Genomic DNA, 17585 nt, shown 5'->3' on the forward strand with positions numbered 1-17585 from the left:
TATATCTCTAATGAACTTATTTTAGGCTACTTTAATCATAAAAAATATTTATCTTTTATCACCAATAAGCTCAAATTTTTCTTATAAAAATATCAAATTTATTAAAACACAATATGTGTATGATAATATCCATACATAAAATTTAATTTCAAGGATAAATGATGGGTATTGTTGTTGGGTTTCCAAGAATTGGTGAACACAGAGAGTTAAAAAAAGCTTTGGAGAGTTTTTGGGCGGGTAAAAGTAGCGAAAAAGAACTACAACAAACTGCCAAAGACTTAAGATACAAGCACTGGGGGTATCAAAAAAATCTTCAATATGTGAGCGTGAATGACTTCAGTCTTTATGACAATATGCTAGATCTAGCCTATATGCTCGGTGCAATCCCGCAGAGGTTTAAGAAATTTGATGGCTTGGAGCTTTATTTTGGAATGGCTAGAGGTTTCAAAGAGAGCGTTGCTTGTGAGATGACTAAATGGTTCAATACGAACTATCACTATGTTGTGCCAGAACTGAGTGCAAAAGATACCTATGAAATCAACACCCTCAAGATTGAAAATGAATATAAAGAAGCCAAATCATTAAACTATAAACCAAAAATTAATCTCATAGGTCCTTTTACTTTTGTAGCACTTTCTAAGATTGTAGATGATTCTAGCTTTGAAGATGTGTTTGAAAATGTGAAAAATGCTTATTTAAAACTACTTGATAATCTGAAAAATATTGATTCTTCTATATTGATACAGTTTGAAGAACCTATTTTTGTCAAAGGGGAGGATAAAAGATTTTTTCATAAAATCAAAGATGTTTATAATCAAATCGCCAAAAAAGGATTCAAAACTATTGTGATAACTTACTTTGAACACTCCATAGAGGCAACAGAAATATTATGTCAAAGCGAGATTAACGGAATTGGACTAGATTTTCTATATGGAGAAAAAAATCTAAACTCCATACAAAGTATTGCCAAATCTAATAAAACCCTTTATGCAGGAGTAATTGATGGTAGAAATATATGGATAGCAGATATTGATACCAAACTAAAACTTTTGAATCAAATATCAGAAAAAATTCCCAAAGATAGAATTGTTTTGAGTTCAAGTTGTTCACTTTTGCATACCCCCTTTAGCAAAGATTCCGAGGATAAAATGAAAAAAGAAACGCTCTCTTGGTTAAGTTTTACAAAAGAAAAGATTGAAGAACTTGAGCTTTTGGAATCAGTTTTCAAAGAGGGTATCAACCCATCAAATGAAATCAAATATCAACAAAATAAAACCATCAATGAACAAAGAAAAAAATACTCCAAAATAGGCGATATATCAGCTCAAGAAAGACTTAAAAAATCCATCAAAACAACTAGAGAAGCCCCATTTGAAGATAGAATCAAGCTGCAACACAAAGAACTAAGCTATCCTATATTACCCACCACAACAATAGGATCATTTCCACAAACTCAAGAATTAAGGACATTAAGGCAGGATTTTAAAAAATCTAAAATCAGTCCTGAGGATTATGAAAAAGAAATCAAAAACTACATTAAAGAATGCATCTCATTTCAAGAAGAAGTTGGCTTAGATATTCTAGTGCATGGAGAGCCTGAAAGAAATGATATGGTTGAATATTTTGGCGAACAACTCAATGGGTTTGTATTCAGTCAAAATGGATGGGTGCAGAGCTATGGTAGCCGATGTGTAAAGCCTCCTATTATATATGGTGATGTGAGTAGGCCTACTCCAATGACAATAAAATGGGCTACTTATGCCCAAAGTTTGACAAAAAAAATAGTAAAAGGAATGCTCACAGGACCTGTGACAATTCTGAATTGGTCATTTGTGCGTGATGATATTCACAGAAGTGAAGTGTGCAAACAAATAGCACTAGGAATCTCTGATGAAATTAACGACTTACAAAATGCTGGTATCAAAATCATTCAAGTTGATGAAGCGGCTTTTAAAGAAGGATATCCATTACGAAAAGAAAATATCAAACCATATGAAAAATGGGCATTAGAGTGTTTTAAAATATCTACAAGTATCGCAAAAGCACAAACACAAATCCATACCCATATGTGCTATAGCGAATTCAACGATATTATCAAAACTATTGAGGAACTTGATGCAGATGTCATCAGCATTGAAACCGCCAGGAGTGGAAATGAACTTCTTAAGATATTCGCACAAGTTGGATATTCACATGAAGTAGGACCAGGGGTATATGATATTCATAGCCCAAGAATTCCTAGTGAAGAAGAAATTATCAAACAAATCAAACTCTTGCTTCTTGTGCTCCCTAAAGAACAGCTTTGGATCAATCCTGATTGTGGATTGAAAACCAGGAAATGGGAAGAAGTCAAACCTGCTTTAAAAAACCTAGTCCAAGCTGTTAAGCATATCAGGGAAAGCGTTTAAGGAATAATGATGATAGAGGAATGTATTCATAAACTTCTAAACACCAAGTTTCTAAGCTATGAAATCAATCCTCCAAAAGCAGTGAGTATAGGAGAGGAACTCCTTGAAGAACTAAAAAATTGGAATGGCTTTGATGCACTTATTTGCACAGATGCACCTTTGGCAAAATTCAGACCCTCTCCCATACTCACGGCACTTAAACTCCAAAATTTTTTAAAAAAACCCATTATCGCTACCTTAAATATGAGGGATAGGAACTCAATAGCACTACAAGGTGAGATTTTAGGAGCAAATGAGCTTGATATAAGAATGTTCCTAACACTCACAGGAGATCCCATCAAACTTGGAGATCAGCCTGATGCAAAAGCTGTCTTTGAAGGTAATAGTTCTTTATTAATAGAGCTTATCAATAATTTCAACCAAAACAAAGATCTCAATCACTCACTCATTAAAGGGCATATAAGACCCATTTATCCTTTTGGGGTTATCAATGCACATTCTAACAATCTTTTAAGTTTAAAAAATAAAATGCGACGAAAAATAAAATCAGGAGCCCTAGCACTATTCACCCAACCTATATATGATATAGAAAATGCTAAGTATCTCTTAGATTCTTGTGAAGAAATCAATCAAGAACTTCAGACCAACGCAAAACTTGTATTTGGATATTTCCCTATTCTCAAATATAAAAGTGCCCAATTTTTATACTCTAAACTACCAGGTGTATTTGTCCCTAAAATATGGCTAGAAAAACTAGAAAAAGCTCATCAAAGAGATGAAGAGGAGGAACACAAAGTGGGATTTGAGTTGAGTAAAAATCTCTTTGAAAAACTCTGCAATATTCATCACAAAATCCATTTTATGAATTCCAACAAAATAGAACTGGCCAAAAAAATCCTGTGTTAGGATGTTTTTGATGAGAAGTTTCCAAACTCTAAATCCAAAAAAGAAAATTTTTTATAAACAAGATGGTGGGCTAAAAAATATATTAAAGCGATTTTAAAATAGCCGATATAACTTCTAACCAAGCAAGGAAGCTTTGGATTATTTAACAAGGAGTTACACATGGCTTTTCAAGTCAATACAAATATCAATGCGATGAATGCACACGCTCAATCGGTGCTCACACAAACAAACCTCAAGAATTCTCTTGAAAAATTGAGTTCAGGTCTTAGAATCAACAAAGCAGCTGATGATGCTTCAGGTATGATCATTGCAGATAGTTTGAGATCTCAGGCAAGTGCTTTGGGTCAAGCGATCCAAAATACAAATGATGGTATGGGAATTATTCAAATTGCAGATAAAGCAATGGATGAGCAATTAAAAATCCTTGATACTATCAAAGTAAAAGCTACTCAAGCTGCACAAGATGGTCAGACTACAGCATCAAGAAAAGCGATTCAATCAGATATTATTCGTTTGATCCAAGGGCTTGATAACATTGGGAATACTACTTCTTATAATGGTCAAGCACTCCTTTCTGGTCAATTTACCAACAAAGAATTCCAAGTGGGTGCTTACTCAAACCAAAGTATCAAGGCTTCTATAGGCTCTACAACATCTGATAAAATTGGTCAAGTTAGAATCCAAACAGGGGCGTTGATAACTGCTTCTGGGAATACTAGTTTGGTTTTCAAGCAAGTTGATGGCGTGAATGATATCAAGTTGGAATCTGTAAAAATTTCTACTTCTGCGGGTACTGGTATTGGAGTTTTAGCTGAAGTTATCAACAAAAATAGTGATAAATCAGGTATCAGAGCTCAAGCAAATGTTATCACTACTTCTGATACTTCTATTGTTTCAGGCACATTAGGTGGTGTTGTTATCAATGGAATCAATTTAGGTGATATCGTAGGCATCAAAGCAAATGATAGCGATGGAAGATTGGTTGCTGCTTTTAACGCGGTTACATCAGAGACTGGCGTAGAGGCTTACACAGACCAAAATGGTAGATTGAATCTAAGAAGCGTAGATGGTAGAGGTATCTCTCTAAAAACCACTGCTCCTGTTGCTGGTGCGAATGGACAAACCCCTCCTGCTGCAATCAGTACAGTTAATGGTGGTCAAGATACAACTGCTGCTACTGGTTCTGAAAACTATGGTCGATTGTCTTTGAGTCGCCTAGATGCTAGAGCTATCATCGTTTTATCTGCGGCAAACTCAACAACTGGTGGTTTTTCTGCGGTTGGATTTGGTGCAACTCAAGTGGCTCAAACAACTGTGAATCTAAGAGATGTAACAGGTACATTTAATTCCGCTGTAAAATCAGCATCAGGTGCAAACTACAATGCCGTTTTGGCTAGTGGAAATGCAAGTTTAGGTTCTGGTGTTACAACCCTAAAAGGTGCAATGGTAGTAATGGATATCGCCGAATCTGCTCAAAAAATGCTTGATAAGGTTCGTGCGGATCTTGGTTCTGTTCAAAATCAAATGATAAGCACTGTTAATAATATCACTATCACACAGGTGAATGTTAAAGCTGCTGAATCTCAAATCCGTGAAGTGGATTTTGCTCAAGAATCTGCTGACTTCAATAAATATAACATTCTTGCCCAATCAGGAAGTTATGCTATGAGTCAAGCAAATGCTGTTCAACAAAACATCTTAAGACTTCTTAGCTAGTTTCAATTCCCTCTTTTAAAGAGGGAAGAATATCTCATATGAACACTCATCTTAGTTCTGCGAAAAAAGCTTTCAAAAATCAAGATTATAAAGCCTGTATCACTCATTCTCTACAGACGTTATCTCAAAATGAAAAAGACTTTAGAGCTTGGAAGTTGTGTGCTTTGTCTTTATGGGAAATGGGGAAAAATCTTAAGGCAATTGAATATCTTGAACACTCTTTGTGCATTTTTGAGGATGATATTTCAACTTGGGTCACTTTAGCAGAAATGTACCGCAAGGTTAATCAACCTCAAAAGTCCATAGAGATTTTATCAAACCTTATCCCATCTACCAATGCAGATTTATATTTTAACTTAGCTAGAGCATACACAGATGTAAATAACTTTTCTGAAGCCATCAGATACTATCAAGAAGTGCTAAATATATCTCCTAAAGATGTTGAGGCAATGTATAATCTAGGAAATCAATTTTTAATAATTAAAGACACAGAAAATGCAATAAAAATATTCCAAAAAGCTTCAGAATTAGGGTACAAAAACGCAAAAATAAATTTAGCTTCAATATATTGCGAGATGTTTGAAGAAGAAAAAGCATTGGAAATTTATAAGAGTCTAAAAATGTCAAAATCCAAAGATGCTTATTATTATTTTAACTATGCCAATGCCCTCAAATACGCTCTTTTGTTTAAAGAATCAAAAAAAATGTACAAGAAGGCCATTTCTATGGCTCCTAATCCATGCTTTATGATTAATTATGCTCATTTGCTTTTGAGTATAGGTGAATACGATGAAGGCTTTATGAATTATCAAGCACGTTTATTTCTTGAAAATCAGCTCCCTTATGGCGTGGATAAAAAACTTGTCATACCTACATTTGATAGAGATATTAAAGAAAAAAATATCCTCTTATATCACGAGCAAGGTTTTGGAGATACACTGATGTTTTCTCGATTCATTGATAAACTTAACCTACCAGCAAAAAACATTCAGATTCTCCCTCAACCAAAGCTTGTGAGTCTTTTTGCTGATAGATGGGGTAATAGAGTAAGAAAAAATCATCTTCAAATCACCCCCTATGATGTGGCAATCCCTTTGACTTCATTGCCCTATATACTTGGTTCAGAAAGACTAGAAATAAACCTCCTAAAGGGAAAATCCCCACTTCATATTAGTAAAGTTAAAAAGATAGGCGTATTTTTCACTTCTTTTTCACACTCTCAAAGCTCTTCAGATAGATCCATAGCTCCAGAAAGACTGTTTGAATGCCTAGAAGGCTTTGAAGTGTATTCCCTTCAGCCTGAAAGCACTGCAAAAAACATATGTAAAAAATTTGGCGTCATTGATTTATCTACTCATATAACCGATTTTAAATCAACCCTAAAATATCTCGAAGAACTAGATTTGCTTATCACCATAGATTCCTCAATAGCACATCTAGCAGGAAGTTATGGAATCCCAACAATTGTTTTATTGCCCAAAAGATATGATTGGAGATGGGGAATGTTGGGACAAAATAGTTTTAAAAATGGCCAATTCATAGGTATTCAATCACATTGGTATGATTGTGTTCTTGGTATAGCACAGGAGAAAAATGAGGATTGGGATGAGGTATTAAGAACTTTAAGAAACTACCTAAGTGGGGTAATGTAATGTTTGATAGTTATGATGTTCTTAAAGCTCTAAAAAAACTTGATCTACTTACAGGAAAAGATGTTTGGTGGTGGCCAAATGCACTGAGCTTTGAAGTTGTAATTGGATCTATTTTAACCCAAAATACAAAATGGGAAAATGTAGAAAAATCTCTAAAATCCCTCAAGGATTGTTCTATATTAGACGAAGATGAAACTAGCTTAAAAAATATTTCGCAGATGCATCCTGATGTTTTAGCTTCACATATTGTTTCTAGTGGCTTTTTCAACCAAAAATCTAGCAGACTTATTTTGTTATGCCAAAATATCTTGAAAGATTTTGGAAGTTTTAAAGGGTTTAGAAACGATGTTGATAGAGAATGGTTATTATCTCAAAGAGGGATTGGAAAGGAAAGTGCTGATAGCATCTTGAATTATGCTTGTGGAAAAGAAGTGATGGTAGTTGATAAATATACTTATAAATTTCTGTGTTCTTTAGGAATAGAAATACAAGATTATGATGAATTACAATCTTGGTTTGAAAATGGAATCAATGGAAATCTAAAGAATGTATTCAAGCTTTATGAAGACAAAAAGAGTCTAGCCCAAATTTATGCTAGGTTTCATGGGAAAATAGTAGAATTTTCAAAAAAGAAAATCAAATTGGAGTTATAAATGAAAAATCCTCTAGAGATTTTTAAAGAAATTTCCTCTATTCCTCATATTAGTTTTCATACTCAAGAATTATTTGAATGGATCATAGAATTTAGCAAAAATTGTGGTTATGATGTTCAAACCGACAAAGCAGGGAATATTTATGCATCTGCTAAAAATCCTAAATTATGCCTACAATCTCACTATGATATGGTAGGTGTTGGAGAAGCAAATAAACAGCTTCCATTAGAGTTGTATATACAAGATGGTTTTTTGAAAGCAAAAAATTCTTCTTTAGGTGCGGACAATGGAATCGGAGTGGCTTTGGAATTATATTTAATGCAAAAATATAAAGATCTAGAATTTTTATTCACCAACAACGAAGAAGTGGGACTTTTAGGGGCAAAAGGTTTGGAAATAAATATAGCATCTAATAGGCTTATCAATTTGGATTCTGAAAAATTTGGGGAGATTGTATTAGGTTGTGCTGGAGGCTATGATATGAGTGTGATTTTTAATCTCAAGCCTGATGTTTCATCTTATAAAAACACCTACCAAATAGCAGCTAGAGGATTTCAGGGAGGACATAGCGGGATTGATATACACAAAAATATTAAAAATGCCTTAGTTAGTTTGTGTGAATTTATAGATAAGATTGATGGAGGGATTTGCAGTATTTCTGGAGGAGAAAAAATCAATTCCATCCCTGTGAATTCTAAAGCAATCATAAAAACAAATCAAATCATAAATTCTTGTAATGAATTTTTAGTGCAAGAAATAAAATCAAATACCACTTGTTATGATAAAAAAAATATTATGGATTTCATATTAGGGATAAAAAATGGACTTAGGGCTAAAAACGAGGAAGATGTCGTTGATTCTGTTAATATTTCACTCCTATCTCAAGAAAATTCAAAAATCAAAGTCGCATTAATGGGACGATCAAACACCAAAGCGTTACTAGATAGCAATTTGCTTGAAGCCAAAAATCTAGCTAAAAGCATTGATATGAACGCAGAAATAAAAATAGATGATTTTTATCCTCCTTGGGAAAAAAATATGCTTGAAGAAGATGAATTTTTGCATAAAATCAAAAATGCTTTTGGAAAAAATCTTACAAAAATATGTCAAATTCACGCTGGATTAGAATGCGGGATATTACAAGAAAGATTTCAAGCAATGGGGAAAAAAGGTGTTAAAATGCTCTCTATAGGTCCTACCATCATTTCTCCACATTCTATAAATGAAAGGTTGGATATAGCTTGTTTTGAAAAATTTTCTGAAGTCTTGGAGAATTTCATAGAAAATTATAGAATATAGCTTTTGATTCAAGGAAATACTAATGAAAAGATTGATTTTAATGATTTTTGTTTTGGGGAACCTATGGGCATTCACCCAAGATGCAACGAAGAAAACAGATACAAAACAAGAGCCTCCGAAGTTGCAACTCAAACCCAATGAACCCAATCACAGTTATGGAGTTTTCAAGATAGGATACGTTTATCAAAATCTCAGTTCCTCAAATATAACTCTTAAAAATGGAGAAAACTCTTATAATCTTTCCTCAAATAACGTCTATTTTGGACTAGAAAGAGGCTGGGTAGGTGGTTCAAAAAAAATGCTGATGATAGGTGGGTACCTAGATGCAGGAGCAGGAGATACTTACTATCTATCTGCAGGGGGGAGCTTTGCCTTACGTTTGCTTGATGGCTGGGTGATACCAAAGATTTCATTAGGCTATCAACTTGAACATTTGGGCTTACCTGGTGATTCAGATCAGTATAATATTCATTCAGGAGTAGGAACCATCGGTGTTTTTGTAAATGTGATACAAGGATTTGGTATCAATATAGAAGCAAGAAGTGGAATACCTTTTGGCATAGTAAGAAAAGATCAAGCTTCACTTTATGCAAATCCAAAATTTAATATGTACCAAATAATGGTGAGTTTTTCATTTTTTGATTTTGAGATATAGTTTTTGAAAAAAATCATATTTTTTTTATTCTTCTTTATACAACTTAGTTTTGCATGTAGTGGGGATTGTGCTAGTTGTCATTATAATCTCAATTACAATGACAAAAGACATTCTCCTATGCTTACTTGTAAAAATTGCCACACTGATGAAAAGATGGCTCAGCTAAATATGGGGGATACTTGTGGCCAAGATTGCTTTGCCTGTCATGATGCCACAAAACTCAATAATCCCAAATTAACTTCCTCGCACCAAATGATAAAAGAATGCATTTCTTGCCATCAAGATATTCAAAAAAATTCCAAAATCTTAGATAAAAGTATTTTCTTACAAGAACTTGAGAATAACTTCTTTCATACAAAATAGTTACTGATTGTAATACTTCATCAAAAAATATTATTTTTATGGCCTAGATTCATACAATATGCTATAGGATATTTCCAACACACAAACAGGAGAAGATATGCTAAAGGAAGAAAATAGTAAAAAACCACTAGTAATAAAACTTGCCACGAGTCTTGTATTTTGGGTTTTGGTTGGACTTATTGCAGGGATAATCGTGGGGATAATCGCCCCACAGTGGGGTATTTCTACAAAAAGCTGGAGTATTGATCCATTTTTAAAAGCTCTCAAATGGCTTATAGGTCCAATCATTTTTCTCACGCTCATTTGTGGAATTGTAGGTTTAGAAAGTCTGAAATCGCTAGGAAGTCTAGGAATTAAAGCAGTCATTTATTTTGAAATAGTGAGTACTTTGGCTTTGATAATTGGAATTGGATTTGGGGAACTCTTTAGACCTGGGCATGGAATGGGGCTTGATGTGAGCGAACTAGATCCATCTTCAGTAGCACAATATACTTCTAGTGGTAAAACTGAGCATATAGGTTCTTTGAAGTCGATTTTAATGGGTGCAATTCCTTCTGATCCCATCACCCCATTTTTAACAGGCAACACGCTCCAAGTATTATTCATGGCAATTGTGATTTCTATCGTGATTTTATTCCTCAGTCAAAAAACAAAAGAAAAAATCATAAAGCCTTTGGAAAAAGTACAAAGCTTCTTTTTCAAGCTTTTAACGATATTGATTTATTATAGTCCTGTGGCAACATTTGGTGCAATGGCATTTTTAATAGGTAAATTTGGGGCTGAAACACTCTATAATATGGCGTATTTGCTATTTGTGATGCTGTTTTGTTGTTTGGTATTTATATTTATTATTTTAGGCATCATCTGTGCAAGTGCAAAAATAAATATTTTTAAATACATGCGTTTCATCGCACGAGAGGTTTTGGTTGTATTTGCCACAAGTTCTTCAGAAACCGCACTTGCCCCCTTAATGAAAAAACTAGAAAAAGCTGGAATCAACAAAGGTGCGGTAGGTCTTGTCATTCCTGCGGGATATTCTTTTAATCTTGACTGTACAAATATATACCTAGCACTCTCGGTGATTTTTCTCTCTCAAGCCTTTGGAATACCATTGAGTCTAGAACAAACCATTAGTATGCTCATTATCTTAATGGTAACTTCAAAAGGTGCGGTCGGGGTTTCAGGATCTGGATTTATTGTCCTAGCTGGTACCCTTCAAGCAATGGGAACAGGTGTGGGGACTATTCCTGCGGTAACTGTAGCAGCCCTGCTTGGTGTGGATAAATTTATGAGTGATATGCGTGCTGTAGGAAATCTATGTGGGAACTCTGTGGCATGTATGGTTGTATCTATTTGGGATAAAAAAGTCGATATGGAAAAATTTCGTTATGCATTAGATCATCCCGATGAATTTAAAGTTATTTAATGTTGAGGTCATTTTTTGAGCTTTGTATTTAAAATTTTGTTTGTGATTGTATAATTCAGAGCAAAATTGCAGACACAACTCTACATTTTTTCTAAATATTGCCAAAACACAAAAGGATGCAAATGATTTTTATTGATGCTTGTAAAAGAAAACAAACCCCCTATACCCCTATTTGGATGATGAGACAAGCTGGGCGATATCTACAAGAATACAAGGAAGTCAGAAAACAAGCAGGAAGTTTCTTGGATCTTTGCCACAACTCTACATTAGCGGCCAAAGTGACACTCCAGCCTGTGGATATTTTGGATGTTGATGCGGCGATTATCTTTAGTGATATTTTAGTCGTTCCTCTTGAAATGGGAATGCCACTAGAATTTGTAGCAGGAGAAGGACCAAAGTTTTCTTCCAAAATCTCAAGTGAAGAAGACATAAAAAATCTTAAAACCAATATCTATTCAAATCTAACCTATGTTTATGATACCCTCTGTAGTGTGAAATCTAGCCTACCTAAAGAAAAGGCATTGATAGGATTTTGTGGTTCTGCTTGGACATTAGCAACATATATGATAGAAGGGCAAGGAAGTAAAACCTACACACATAGCAAAAAAATGCTCTACAAGGATCCAAAGCTATTACATATGCTTTTGCAAAAAATAACTGATGAGCTAAAAGGCTATCTAGAAATGCAGATAAAAGCTGGAGCGGATGCGGTAATGGTGTTTGATTCTTGGGCAGGAGCTTTAGAAAAAAATGCTTATTTGGAATTTAGTTGGAAATATATGAAAGACATCGCCTCACATTTAAAAAAGAAGTTCCCACAAATACCTGTGATTTTATTTCCCAAATCAATAGCAGGGTATTTGGACTCCATTGATGGAGATTTTGATGTCTTTGGCGTGGATTGGAGTACGCCCATGCAAATGGCGAAGCATCACTTGGGAGAGAAATATGTATTGCAAGGCAATCTCGAACCCTCAAGGTTATATGACAAAGAAAGTATGGAAAAAGGGATAGATGAAATCATTGCAGTAATGGGCAAAAAAGAAGGACACATTTTCAACTTAGGTCATGGAATGTTGCCAGATTTGCCTAGAGAAAACGCAATATCTTTTGTTCAGATGGTAAGAGAAAAAACTAAAAGATAATAATTATTATTTAATAATTATTAATAATAGATATTTATAATCCTGGATATAAAAAATATCAAAAGGATTATAAATGAAAAGTCTCATTATTATTTCAGCTCTACTTATAGCTTTGTTTAGCGGATGTGCAAATGTAACAGGAAATGATCAGGCATTTAGCATAAAAGAACAGCCTCAACATCTTTCAGGTTCAACTATCTGGCTACCTAGACAATGAATTTTATGGCTAGAATAGCTAGATAAAAGCAGATGAATATTTATGGAAAGCTATAAGCAAGATGCAGAGGGGTTATTTAGTCTATATTTTTAAGAATAGCCCCAACGCAAAGATTGACCAGCCTTGAGAAAAATAGTTCTCTTCTTCTGTGCTCCATTCGATTTTTGTTCCCACGCTCCAACCTACATTACCATAAAAACCTATGATGCCAATACCTAAAGCAGGGTAATAAGCATCAAATTTTCTTTCAATATAAATATCTTTGATTTTATATTTCACTTTAGAACTGATGTCTTTTAATAATCCCGCACTAAAATAAAATCCTCCATCAGATACTCTCTTCCCAAAGGGAGTATATATAGCGACAATCTCGCCACCTAGCTTGTGGCTTGTGGCAGAAAAAATGCATTCCTTATTAAAACTAGAGCAATAACCAATATCCTTTAATGGATCTTTGTAGTCAGAATAATAATACGAGATATAGGGATCTTTTTCTTCAGAACTAGAGTAGCTATAAAGGGCATTGAACTGAAAAGACAATGTTTTATGCAAACTTAACATATAGCCTATTTTAAGATCAAAACTTCCTACTGGAGTATGATCATAATTGATATTATTTCCATAACCATATGGAGCTAGAGAAACTCTAGGGGTTTGCATACTTCCAAAACTCAGTAAGCGAGTCTCAATACCTACTATGAAGTGATTTGATATTTCTTTTTTCTCTTGATTTGGCTGATTGATAGCATCAGTTTTTTGAAGAGTATTTGTATATTCATTCAATCTATCTTTGTCGATGATCTTTGAAATGAGCATTTCGTTATCCCAAAGGATTAATCCTGTCTTAATATCTGTCAAAGTAAGCAAAAAAACATAATCAACTCTCTCTTTTTTCCCTATATTCCTAATCTTTTTGCTAATCTTCCCTGAAAGTGAATAATCAGGGGCTAGAAGATTGCCTTTTTGGATTATTTGTTTTTGATTGAATTCATCATCGCTCCTGAGTTTTCTAGAATTTTTGATTAAATAATCAGTGGTGAGACCACTTCCAGAAATAGCATTAGTGATGATGAAATAATCACTTTGGCGGATCTTAGAAGCCAATTTACGAGAGAGCAATTCCACATCAATGTCATCATCTGTATCATTGACAATATCAGATATGGCGATGATTTTCTTATCTTTTTGATTTTTCACAAATTTAGATTTAAGCAAAAAAGTCGTGTTTTTATTCACGACATTCTCAATATCGTGATAATCAATGTCAAAGGAAACGTACTTCTTAGAATCACTTACGTATGTTGGGGATTTTGAACACCCTATAAATAAAACTAAAAAAACCACAAAAAGAATGGTGTGATGATTTTTCATAACTAGGATTATAATAAATACATACTTATTTTTACTTTAATAGTTTAAATAAATAGCTTCTTCTTGGAGTTGCGAATATACTTTGGAATTTCCTACCAATTAACCCCAACAGAAAAGAATAAATTCTGAGTGGGTGCATTGTATGGATTATAAAATGGTAAATATCCCCATACTTGAGCATTAAAATACTTATATAGGAGCTGGATCCCTGCCCCACCTCCTGATAAAAGCCCTGTTCCTTCATTATCTCCTATAACATCCCTGACATATCCTATATCCATACCCAAACTAGGTGCTAACGTGAATCCCCAAAAAGAAGGCAAATAAATTGTCAAATCATTACGATAAAGTACTCCCATCTGACCACTTAGACTGAAATGGTTAAAGCCTCTGACACTATAACGCCCTCCAATACTCATTTTTTCACTTGCATACAAATGATCCCTTGAAATCTGAGTTTTGATAGTAGAGCTATACACAAAAAGACTTTTCCATAGATTAAAGGGATCGTAGAGATATAGATTTAAACTAGGAATCGTATATGAATAAGATCTCTTATCAACAATTTCATTTGCATTGAATGCGGGGACTCCTTGTATCAGGCTTAAAATAAAATTCAATTGAGAATTTTTAATATATCTTTTATAACTCAGAAATGCTGAAATTTCAGCAAGTCTTTTTGTCTGCACATCTAATTTGATATTTTCTAGATAATTATCTGAAAATCTTCCAGAAAATCCAAGTCCAAAGGAGAACTGATTTTTCGTATCTGCATAAGCTAGATAAGTCGTCTTCAAGTCGACATTCACAGATTGACCGCTATAAATAGGTGAGATTCCATAAAAGACAAGTTGATTGGCATTGTGTGCATAAGAAGAGTCTATTTGAAATAAAAATCTCCGAATAGGAATAGAATAACTCAAAGAAGCGTAATAACTATGATTGATTTTTGAAAAGGGAATAGATCCCAATAAATAAATCTGCAAACTATCTGCTAAATGAAAGGGATTCTCAATACCCAAAAGAAAAGTTCCCTCATATCCTTCTTCAACACTCCCACCATTATCAAAAGAAGCTTGCATAAATATAGGCAAGGACTTGACATCTAAAACGATAGAAACTTTAGAATCTTTTTCCATAGGAATGATCTTGCTAGTAGTAGATAAATAACGCAACCGTTTCAAATTACTGACACCTAGCTCTATGGTTTGCAAATTAAGCACATCGCCTCTTTTTACCCCAAAATCTTTGCCAAAGAAAAACATCTGTCCTTCATTAAGGTATTCTATATCCCCAACAAAACCAATCTGAATACCTATTTTTAACGTATGACTTGCAAGATCTTGAGGCAAAAGTCCAAATTTTGTAGTGACATAGCCTTTTTGTATGGATTTCGCATTGAGTTTGTTGAGAAATATATTGATTTCTCTTGCCCCCATACAAGTCTCAATATAGGGCTTGGCAACCTTGTAACTGAAAGAGAATTTTTTGAGTATTTTTCGAGGATCCGTATCCTTGATGCCCAATGGAACAAATTCGATATTTTTGATAATAAAACAAATAGGCCTTCTGACTTTTTTAGGAGAATCCAAATCTATAGAAGAAAAATCTAAATCAAAAGGCACACCCTTAGGAGGTGGAATTACTTCAGGCCTATGATGCAATAAAAATTCTAGTGAATAAATAGGTGAAAAATCCATAAAATCCAAAGATTCACAATAAAGAGGCGATATGATTAAAAACATTACGAATAAACACTTTATGATGCAACCTCGCAAGATATTCATAACTTTTAAATCACTCTCTATTTTTTATTTATTAAAATAAATATATTTATGATAATAATATTATCAAATACAATTACTTATATTGATTATAATTTTATTGTATAGTATTTTAAAATTTTATTAATATATAAAAAAACATACTTATCGTATAAATTTCCATTCTATCTAGAGAAGCAAAGTAAGCCGAAGGGAGCAAACTTTATTTTCAACCTTTTCTTTTATCTAATGGTGTTGTTTCTGCGTTTTTTGATGAAGGCTCTGATTCGAATGATTATGTTGATGGAAAATACTAGAATATAAAGATCTGCAAGAATGAAAAAAATAAACCAAGCAATGAGAAGTTCACCCAGCAGATCAACATCTTTGAATGTAGTGAAATATGAGCCTATCTGATAAAATACAATAGCAAATAAAACAGGTATAAATAAACTAATATAAATAATCAGACTTATATCATTTATATTTATTTTATTATTTTTTATTTTTATATGAATAAAAAATAATAAATAGATAATCATATAAATAAATAGATAAATAAATAAAATAAGATAATTATCTTGTAATATAAAAATAATAAAATTAAAAGTAAATAAATGAGCTATAAAAATAATTATAAATACAATTTTATCCACTTTTGAGAATTGATTGTCCATATAGAACATAATCAAGTTAATCATAGGAAATAATAGCAATAATATAGGGATTAAATTGATAGCACATTCAATAATATAATCAAACATCACTCTCCTTTCCTTTTCTTCATAACATCTTCTAAAATCTTGACCGTTTGAGGATTTTTTACTTCATCATGTGGGTTTTCTTCTTTGATTTTGTTTCTGCGTTTGTTGATGAAGGCTCTAGCTCGAATGATGAGATTGATGGGAAATAGTAAATAATAAATTATGAGGGCTATTCCAGAGCAATTCTTAAATATGTCCCGAGAATCATGATCTAGGTCTGGAATCCAAATGAAACATAAAAAAAATAAAAAAGCACTCATATAAATCATCAAGCTTATCTCATTGAGATTTATATTTTTGAATCCATATTTTATTTTTAGATAAATATAATATAATATGACAATGTGAAAAATTATAACATAGAATAATATAATATTAATGTAATAATAATAATGTTTTATTATATCAGAAATAAAAATAGATAAGCAAAATATGAATATAAATATGAATATAAATACAAATATAAATATATCTACTTTTGAGAATTGATTATCCATATAGAATAGAATTAAACTGATTACAGAAGGCAATAACAACAATAACAATAATAATGATCCAATATATTCAAGCATCACTCTCCCCTCCTTTGTTTTATAACATTTTCTAGAATTTTGACTGTTTCGGGGTTTTTGGGTTCATCATGTGGGTTTCCTTCTTTGATTTTGTTTCTGCGTTTTTTGATGAAAGATACAAGCCGAACAATAATGTTGATAAGAAACACTAAAGCATAAAGAGCCATGAGGATAGAAAAAATAATCACCCAAATATATATTGTAAAATGATGAACAAGTGTCATACAATATGATCCACAAACTCCGTCAAATAAAAAAGGTAGCGGGGTGATGAAATAAATAATCATGTTTATTTCGTTTATATTTATATTTTTAAATTTATTTTTTATTTTTATATAAATGAATAATAATAAAAATAATGATAATAATGTAAATACAAATAAGAAACATATATAATCATATACTAAACTATAAATACCAAAAATAATAAATAAAATAATAAGAATAATAGATATAATTTTATCTAATCTTGAAATTTTATTATCAATACAGAAAAAAATTAAGTTAATGATAGGAAATAAGAATAATACTGATATAATAAATATCACTCTCCTCTCCTTTGTTTCATAACATCTTCTAGAATCTTCACTGTTTCAGGATTTTTGGGTTCATCATGTGGGTTTTCTTCTTTGATTTTGTTTCTGCGTTTTTTGATGAAGGCTCTGAATCGAATGA

15 protein-coding genes are annotated in these 17585 nt (G+C 32.8%); 11 read left to right on the forward strand and 4 right to left on the reverse strand.

The genetic code is table 11. The features are described 5' to 3' along the window. Positions 1–161: 161 nt before the first annotated feature. The 11 genes from metE (at position 162) to BKH42_RS09425 (ending at position 12440) form a co-directional block, all read left to right on the forward strand. The gene (gene metE / locus BKH42_RS03355) at positions 162–2408 is read left to right on the forward strand and encodes a 5-methyltetrahydropteroyltriglutamate--homocysteine S-methyltransferase (RefSeq protein ID WP_095294886.1); all 2247 of its coding nucleotides are present in this window, start codon (positions 162–164) and stop codon (positions 2406–2408) included. Positions 2409–2417: 9 nt separating this feature from the next. Further along, the gene (locus tag BKH42_RS03360) at positions 2418–3314 is read left to right on the forward strand and encodes a methylenetetrahydrofolate reductase (protein ID WP_257874250.1); all 897 of its coding nucleotides are present in this window, start codon (positions 2418–2420) and stop codon (positions 3312–3314) included. 159 nt (positions 3315–3473) lie between these two features. Next, positions 3474–5030 (forward strand): flagellin A, encoded by a 1557-nt coding sequence (locus BKH42_RS03365; protein WP_095294890.1) that lies wholly within the window; start codon positions 3474–3476, stop codon positions 5028–5030. A gap of 38 nt (positions 5031–5068) precedes the next feature. After that, positions 5069–6682: a tetratricopeptide repeat protein gene (locus tag BKH42_RS03370; protein ID WP_095294892.1), complete on the forward strand. Its 1614-nt coding sequence runs from the start codon at positions 5069–5071 to the stop codon at positions 6680–6682. Then, positions 6682–7335 carry a 3-methyladenine DNA glycosylase gene (locus BKH42_RS03375; protein ID WP_095294894.1) on the forward strand — a complete coding sequence of 218 codons (654 nt, stop codon included), beginning with the start codon at positions 6682–6684 and terminating at the stop codon, positions 7333–7335. The genes BKH42_RS03370 and BKH42_RS03375 overlap by 1 nt, the downstream gene beginning before the upstream one ends. Continuing rightward, complete coding sequence (locus tag BKH42_RS03380; protein ID WP_095294896.1) at positions 7336–8634, forward strand: M20/M25/M40 family metallo-hydrolase; 1299 nt, start codon at positions 7336–7338, stop codon at positions 8632–8634. A 22-nt stretch (positions 8635–8656) separates the two neighbouring features. Next, entirely contained in the window at positions 8657–9289 is a 633-nt protein-coding gene (locus BKH42_RS03385; protein ID WP_095294898.1) for a hypothetical protein, read from the forward strand. A 3-nt stretch (positions 9290–9292) separates the two neighbouring features. Continuing rightward, positions 9293–9652: a cytochrome c3 family protein gene (locus BKH42_RS03390; RefSeq protein ID WP_095294900.1), complete on the forward strand. Its 360-nt coding sequence runs from the start codon at positions 9293–9295 to the stop codon at positions 9650–9652. A 97-nt stretch (positions 9653–9749) separates the two neighbouring features. Next, positions 9750–11078 (forward strand): cation:dicarboxylase symporter family transporter, encoded by a 1329-nt coding sequence (locus BKH42_RS03395; protein WP_095294902.1) that lies wholly within the window; start codon positions 9750–9752, stop codon positions 11076–11078. Between the two features lie 122 nt (positions 11079–11200). After that, a complete protein-coding gene (hemE, locus tag BKH42_RS03400; protein ID WP_095294904.1) occupies positions 11201–12223 on the forward strand; it encodes a uroporphyrinogen decarboxylase in 1023 nt (340 codons plus the stop codon). Between the two features lie 73 nt (positions 12224–12296). Continuing rightward, positions 12297–12440 (forward strand): hypothetical protein, encoded by a 144-nt coding sequence (locus BKH42_RS09425; protein ID WP_180673945.1) that lies wholly within the window; start codon positions 12297–12299, stop codon positions 12438–12440. 81 nt (positions 12441–12521) lie between these two features. On the opposite strand, the gene BKH42_RS03405 is transcribed toward BKH42_RS09425, so the two are convergent. The 4 genes from BKH42_RS03405 to BKH42_RS03425 form a co-directional block, all read right to left on the reverse strand. Next, positions 12522–13811, reverse strand: coding sequence for a hypothetical protein (locus BKH42_RS03405; protein ID WP_095294906.1), 1290 nt, complete (start codon positions 13809–13811; stop codon positions 12522–12524). 92 nt (positions 13812–13903) lie between these two features. Further along, positions 13904–15556 (reverse strand): ShlB/FhaC/HecB family hemolysin secretion/activation protein, encoded by a 1653-nt coding sequence (locus BKH42_RS03410; RefSeq protein WP_180673947.1) that lies wholly within the window; start codon positions 15554–15556, stop codon positions 13904–13906. Between the two features lie 260 nt (positions 15557–15816). Further along, positions 15817–16338, reverse strand: coding sequence for a hypothetical protein (locus BKH42_RS03415; RefSeq protein ID WP_095294911.1), 522 nt, complete (start codon positions 16336–16338; stop codon positions 15817–15819). Between the two features lie 571 nt (positions 16339–16909). After that, a complete protein-coding gene (locus BKH42_RS03425) occupies positions 16910–17458 on the reverse strand; it encodes a hypothetical protein (protein WP_095294915.1) in 549 nt (182 codons plus the stop codon). Positions 17459–17585 lie beyond the last annotated feature (127 nt).

Origin of the sequence: Helicobacter sp. 13S00482-2 (assembly GCF_002272795.1) — a bacterium.
Taxonomy (GTDB): domain Bacteria; phylum Campylobacterota; class Campylobacteria; order Campylobacterales; family Helicobacteraceae; genus Helicobacter_J.

Excerpts from the sequence above, each read along its gene's own strand:
- metE (WP_095294886.1), top strand. The coding sequence starts at position 162 with ATGGGTATTGTTGTTGGGTTTCCAAGAATTGGTGAACACAGAGAGTTA.
- BKH42_RS03360 (WP_257874250.1), top strand. The coding sequence starts at position 2,418 with ATGATAGAGGAATGTATTCATAAACTTCTAAACACCAAGTTTCTAAGC.
- BKH42_RS03365 (WP_095294890.1), top strand. The coding sequence starts at position 3,474 with ATGGCTTTTCAAGTCAATACAAATATCAATGCGATGAATGCACACGCT.
- BKH42_RS03370 (WP_095294892.1), top strand. The coding sequence starts at position 5,069 with ATGAACACTCATCTTAGTTCTGCGAAAAAAGCTTTCAAAAATCAAGAT.
- BKH42_RS03375 (WP_095294894.1), top strand. The coding sequence starts at position 6,682 with ATGTTTGATAGTTATGATGTTCTTAAAGCTCTAAAAAAACTTGATCTA.
- BKH42_RS03380 (WP_095294896.1), top strand. The coding sequence starts at position 7,336 with ATGAAAAATCCTCTAGAGATTTTTAAAGAAATTTCCTCTATTCCTCAT.
- BKH42_RS03385 (WP_095294898.1), top strand. The coding sequence starts at position 8,657 with ATGAAAAGATTGATTTTAATGATTTTTGTTTTGGGGAACCTATGGGCA.
- BKH42_RS03395 (WP_095294902.1), top strand. The coding sequence starts at position 9,750 with ATGCTAAAGGAAGAAAATAGTAAAAAACCACTAGTAATAAAACTTGCC.
- hemE (WP_095294904.1), top strand. The coding sequence starts at position 11,201 with ATGATTTTTATTGATGCTTGTAAAAGAAAACAAACCCCCTATACCCCT.
- BKH42_RS09425 (WP_180673945.1), top strand. The coding sequence starts at position 12,297 with ATGAAAAGTCTCATTATTATTTCAGCTCTACTTATAGCTTTGTTTAGC.
- BKH42_RS03405 (WP_095294906.1), bottom strand. The coding sequence starts at position 13,811 with ATGAAAAATCATCACACCATTCTTTTTGTGGTTTTTTTAGTTTTATTT.
- BKH42_RS03410 (WP_180673947.1), bottom strand. The coding sequence starts at position 15,556 with ATGTTTTTAATCATATCGCCTCTTTATTGTGAATCTTTGGATTTTATG.
- BKH42_RS03415 (WP_095294911.1), bottom strand. The coding sequence starts at position 16,338 with ATGTTTGATTATATTATTGAATGTGCTATCAATTTAATCCCTATATTA.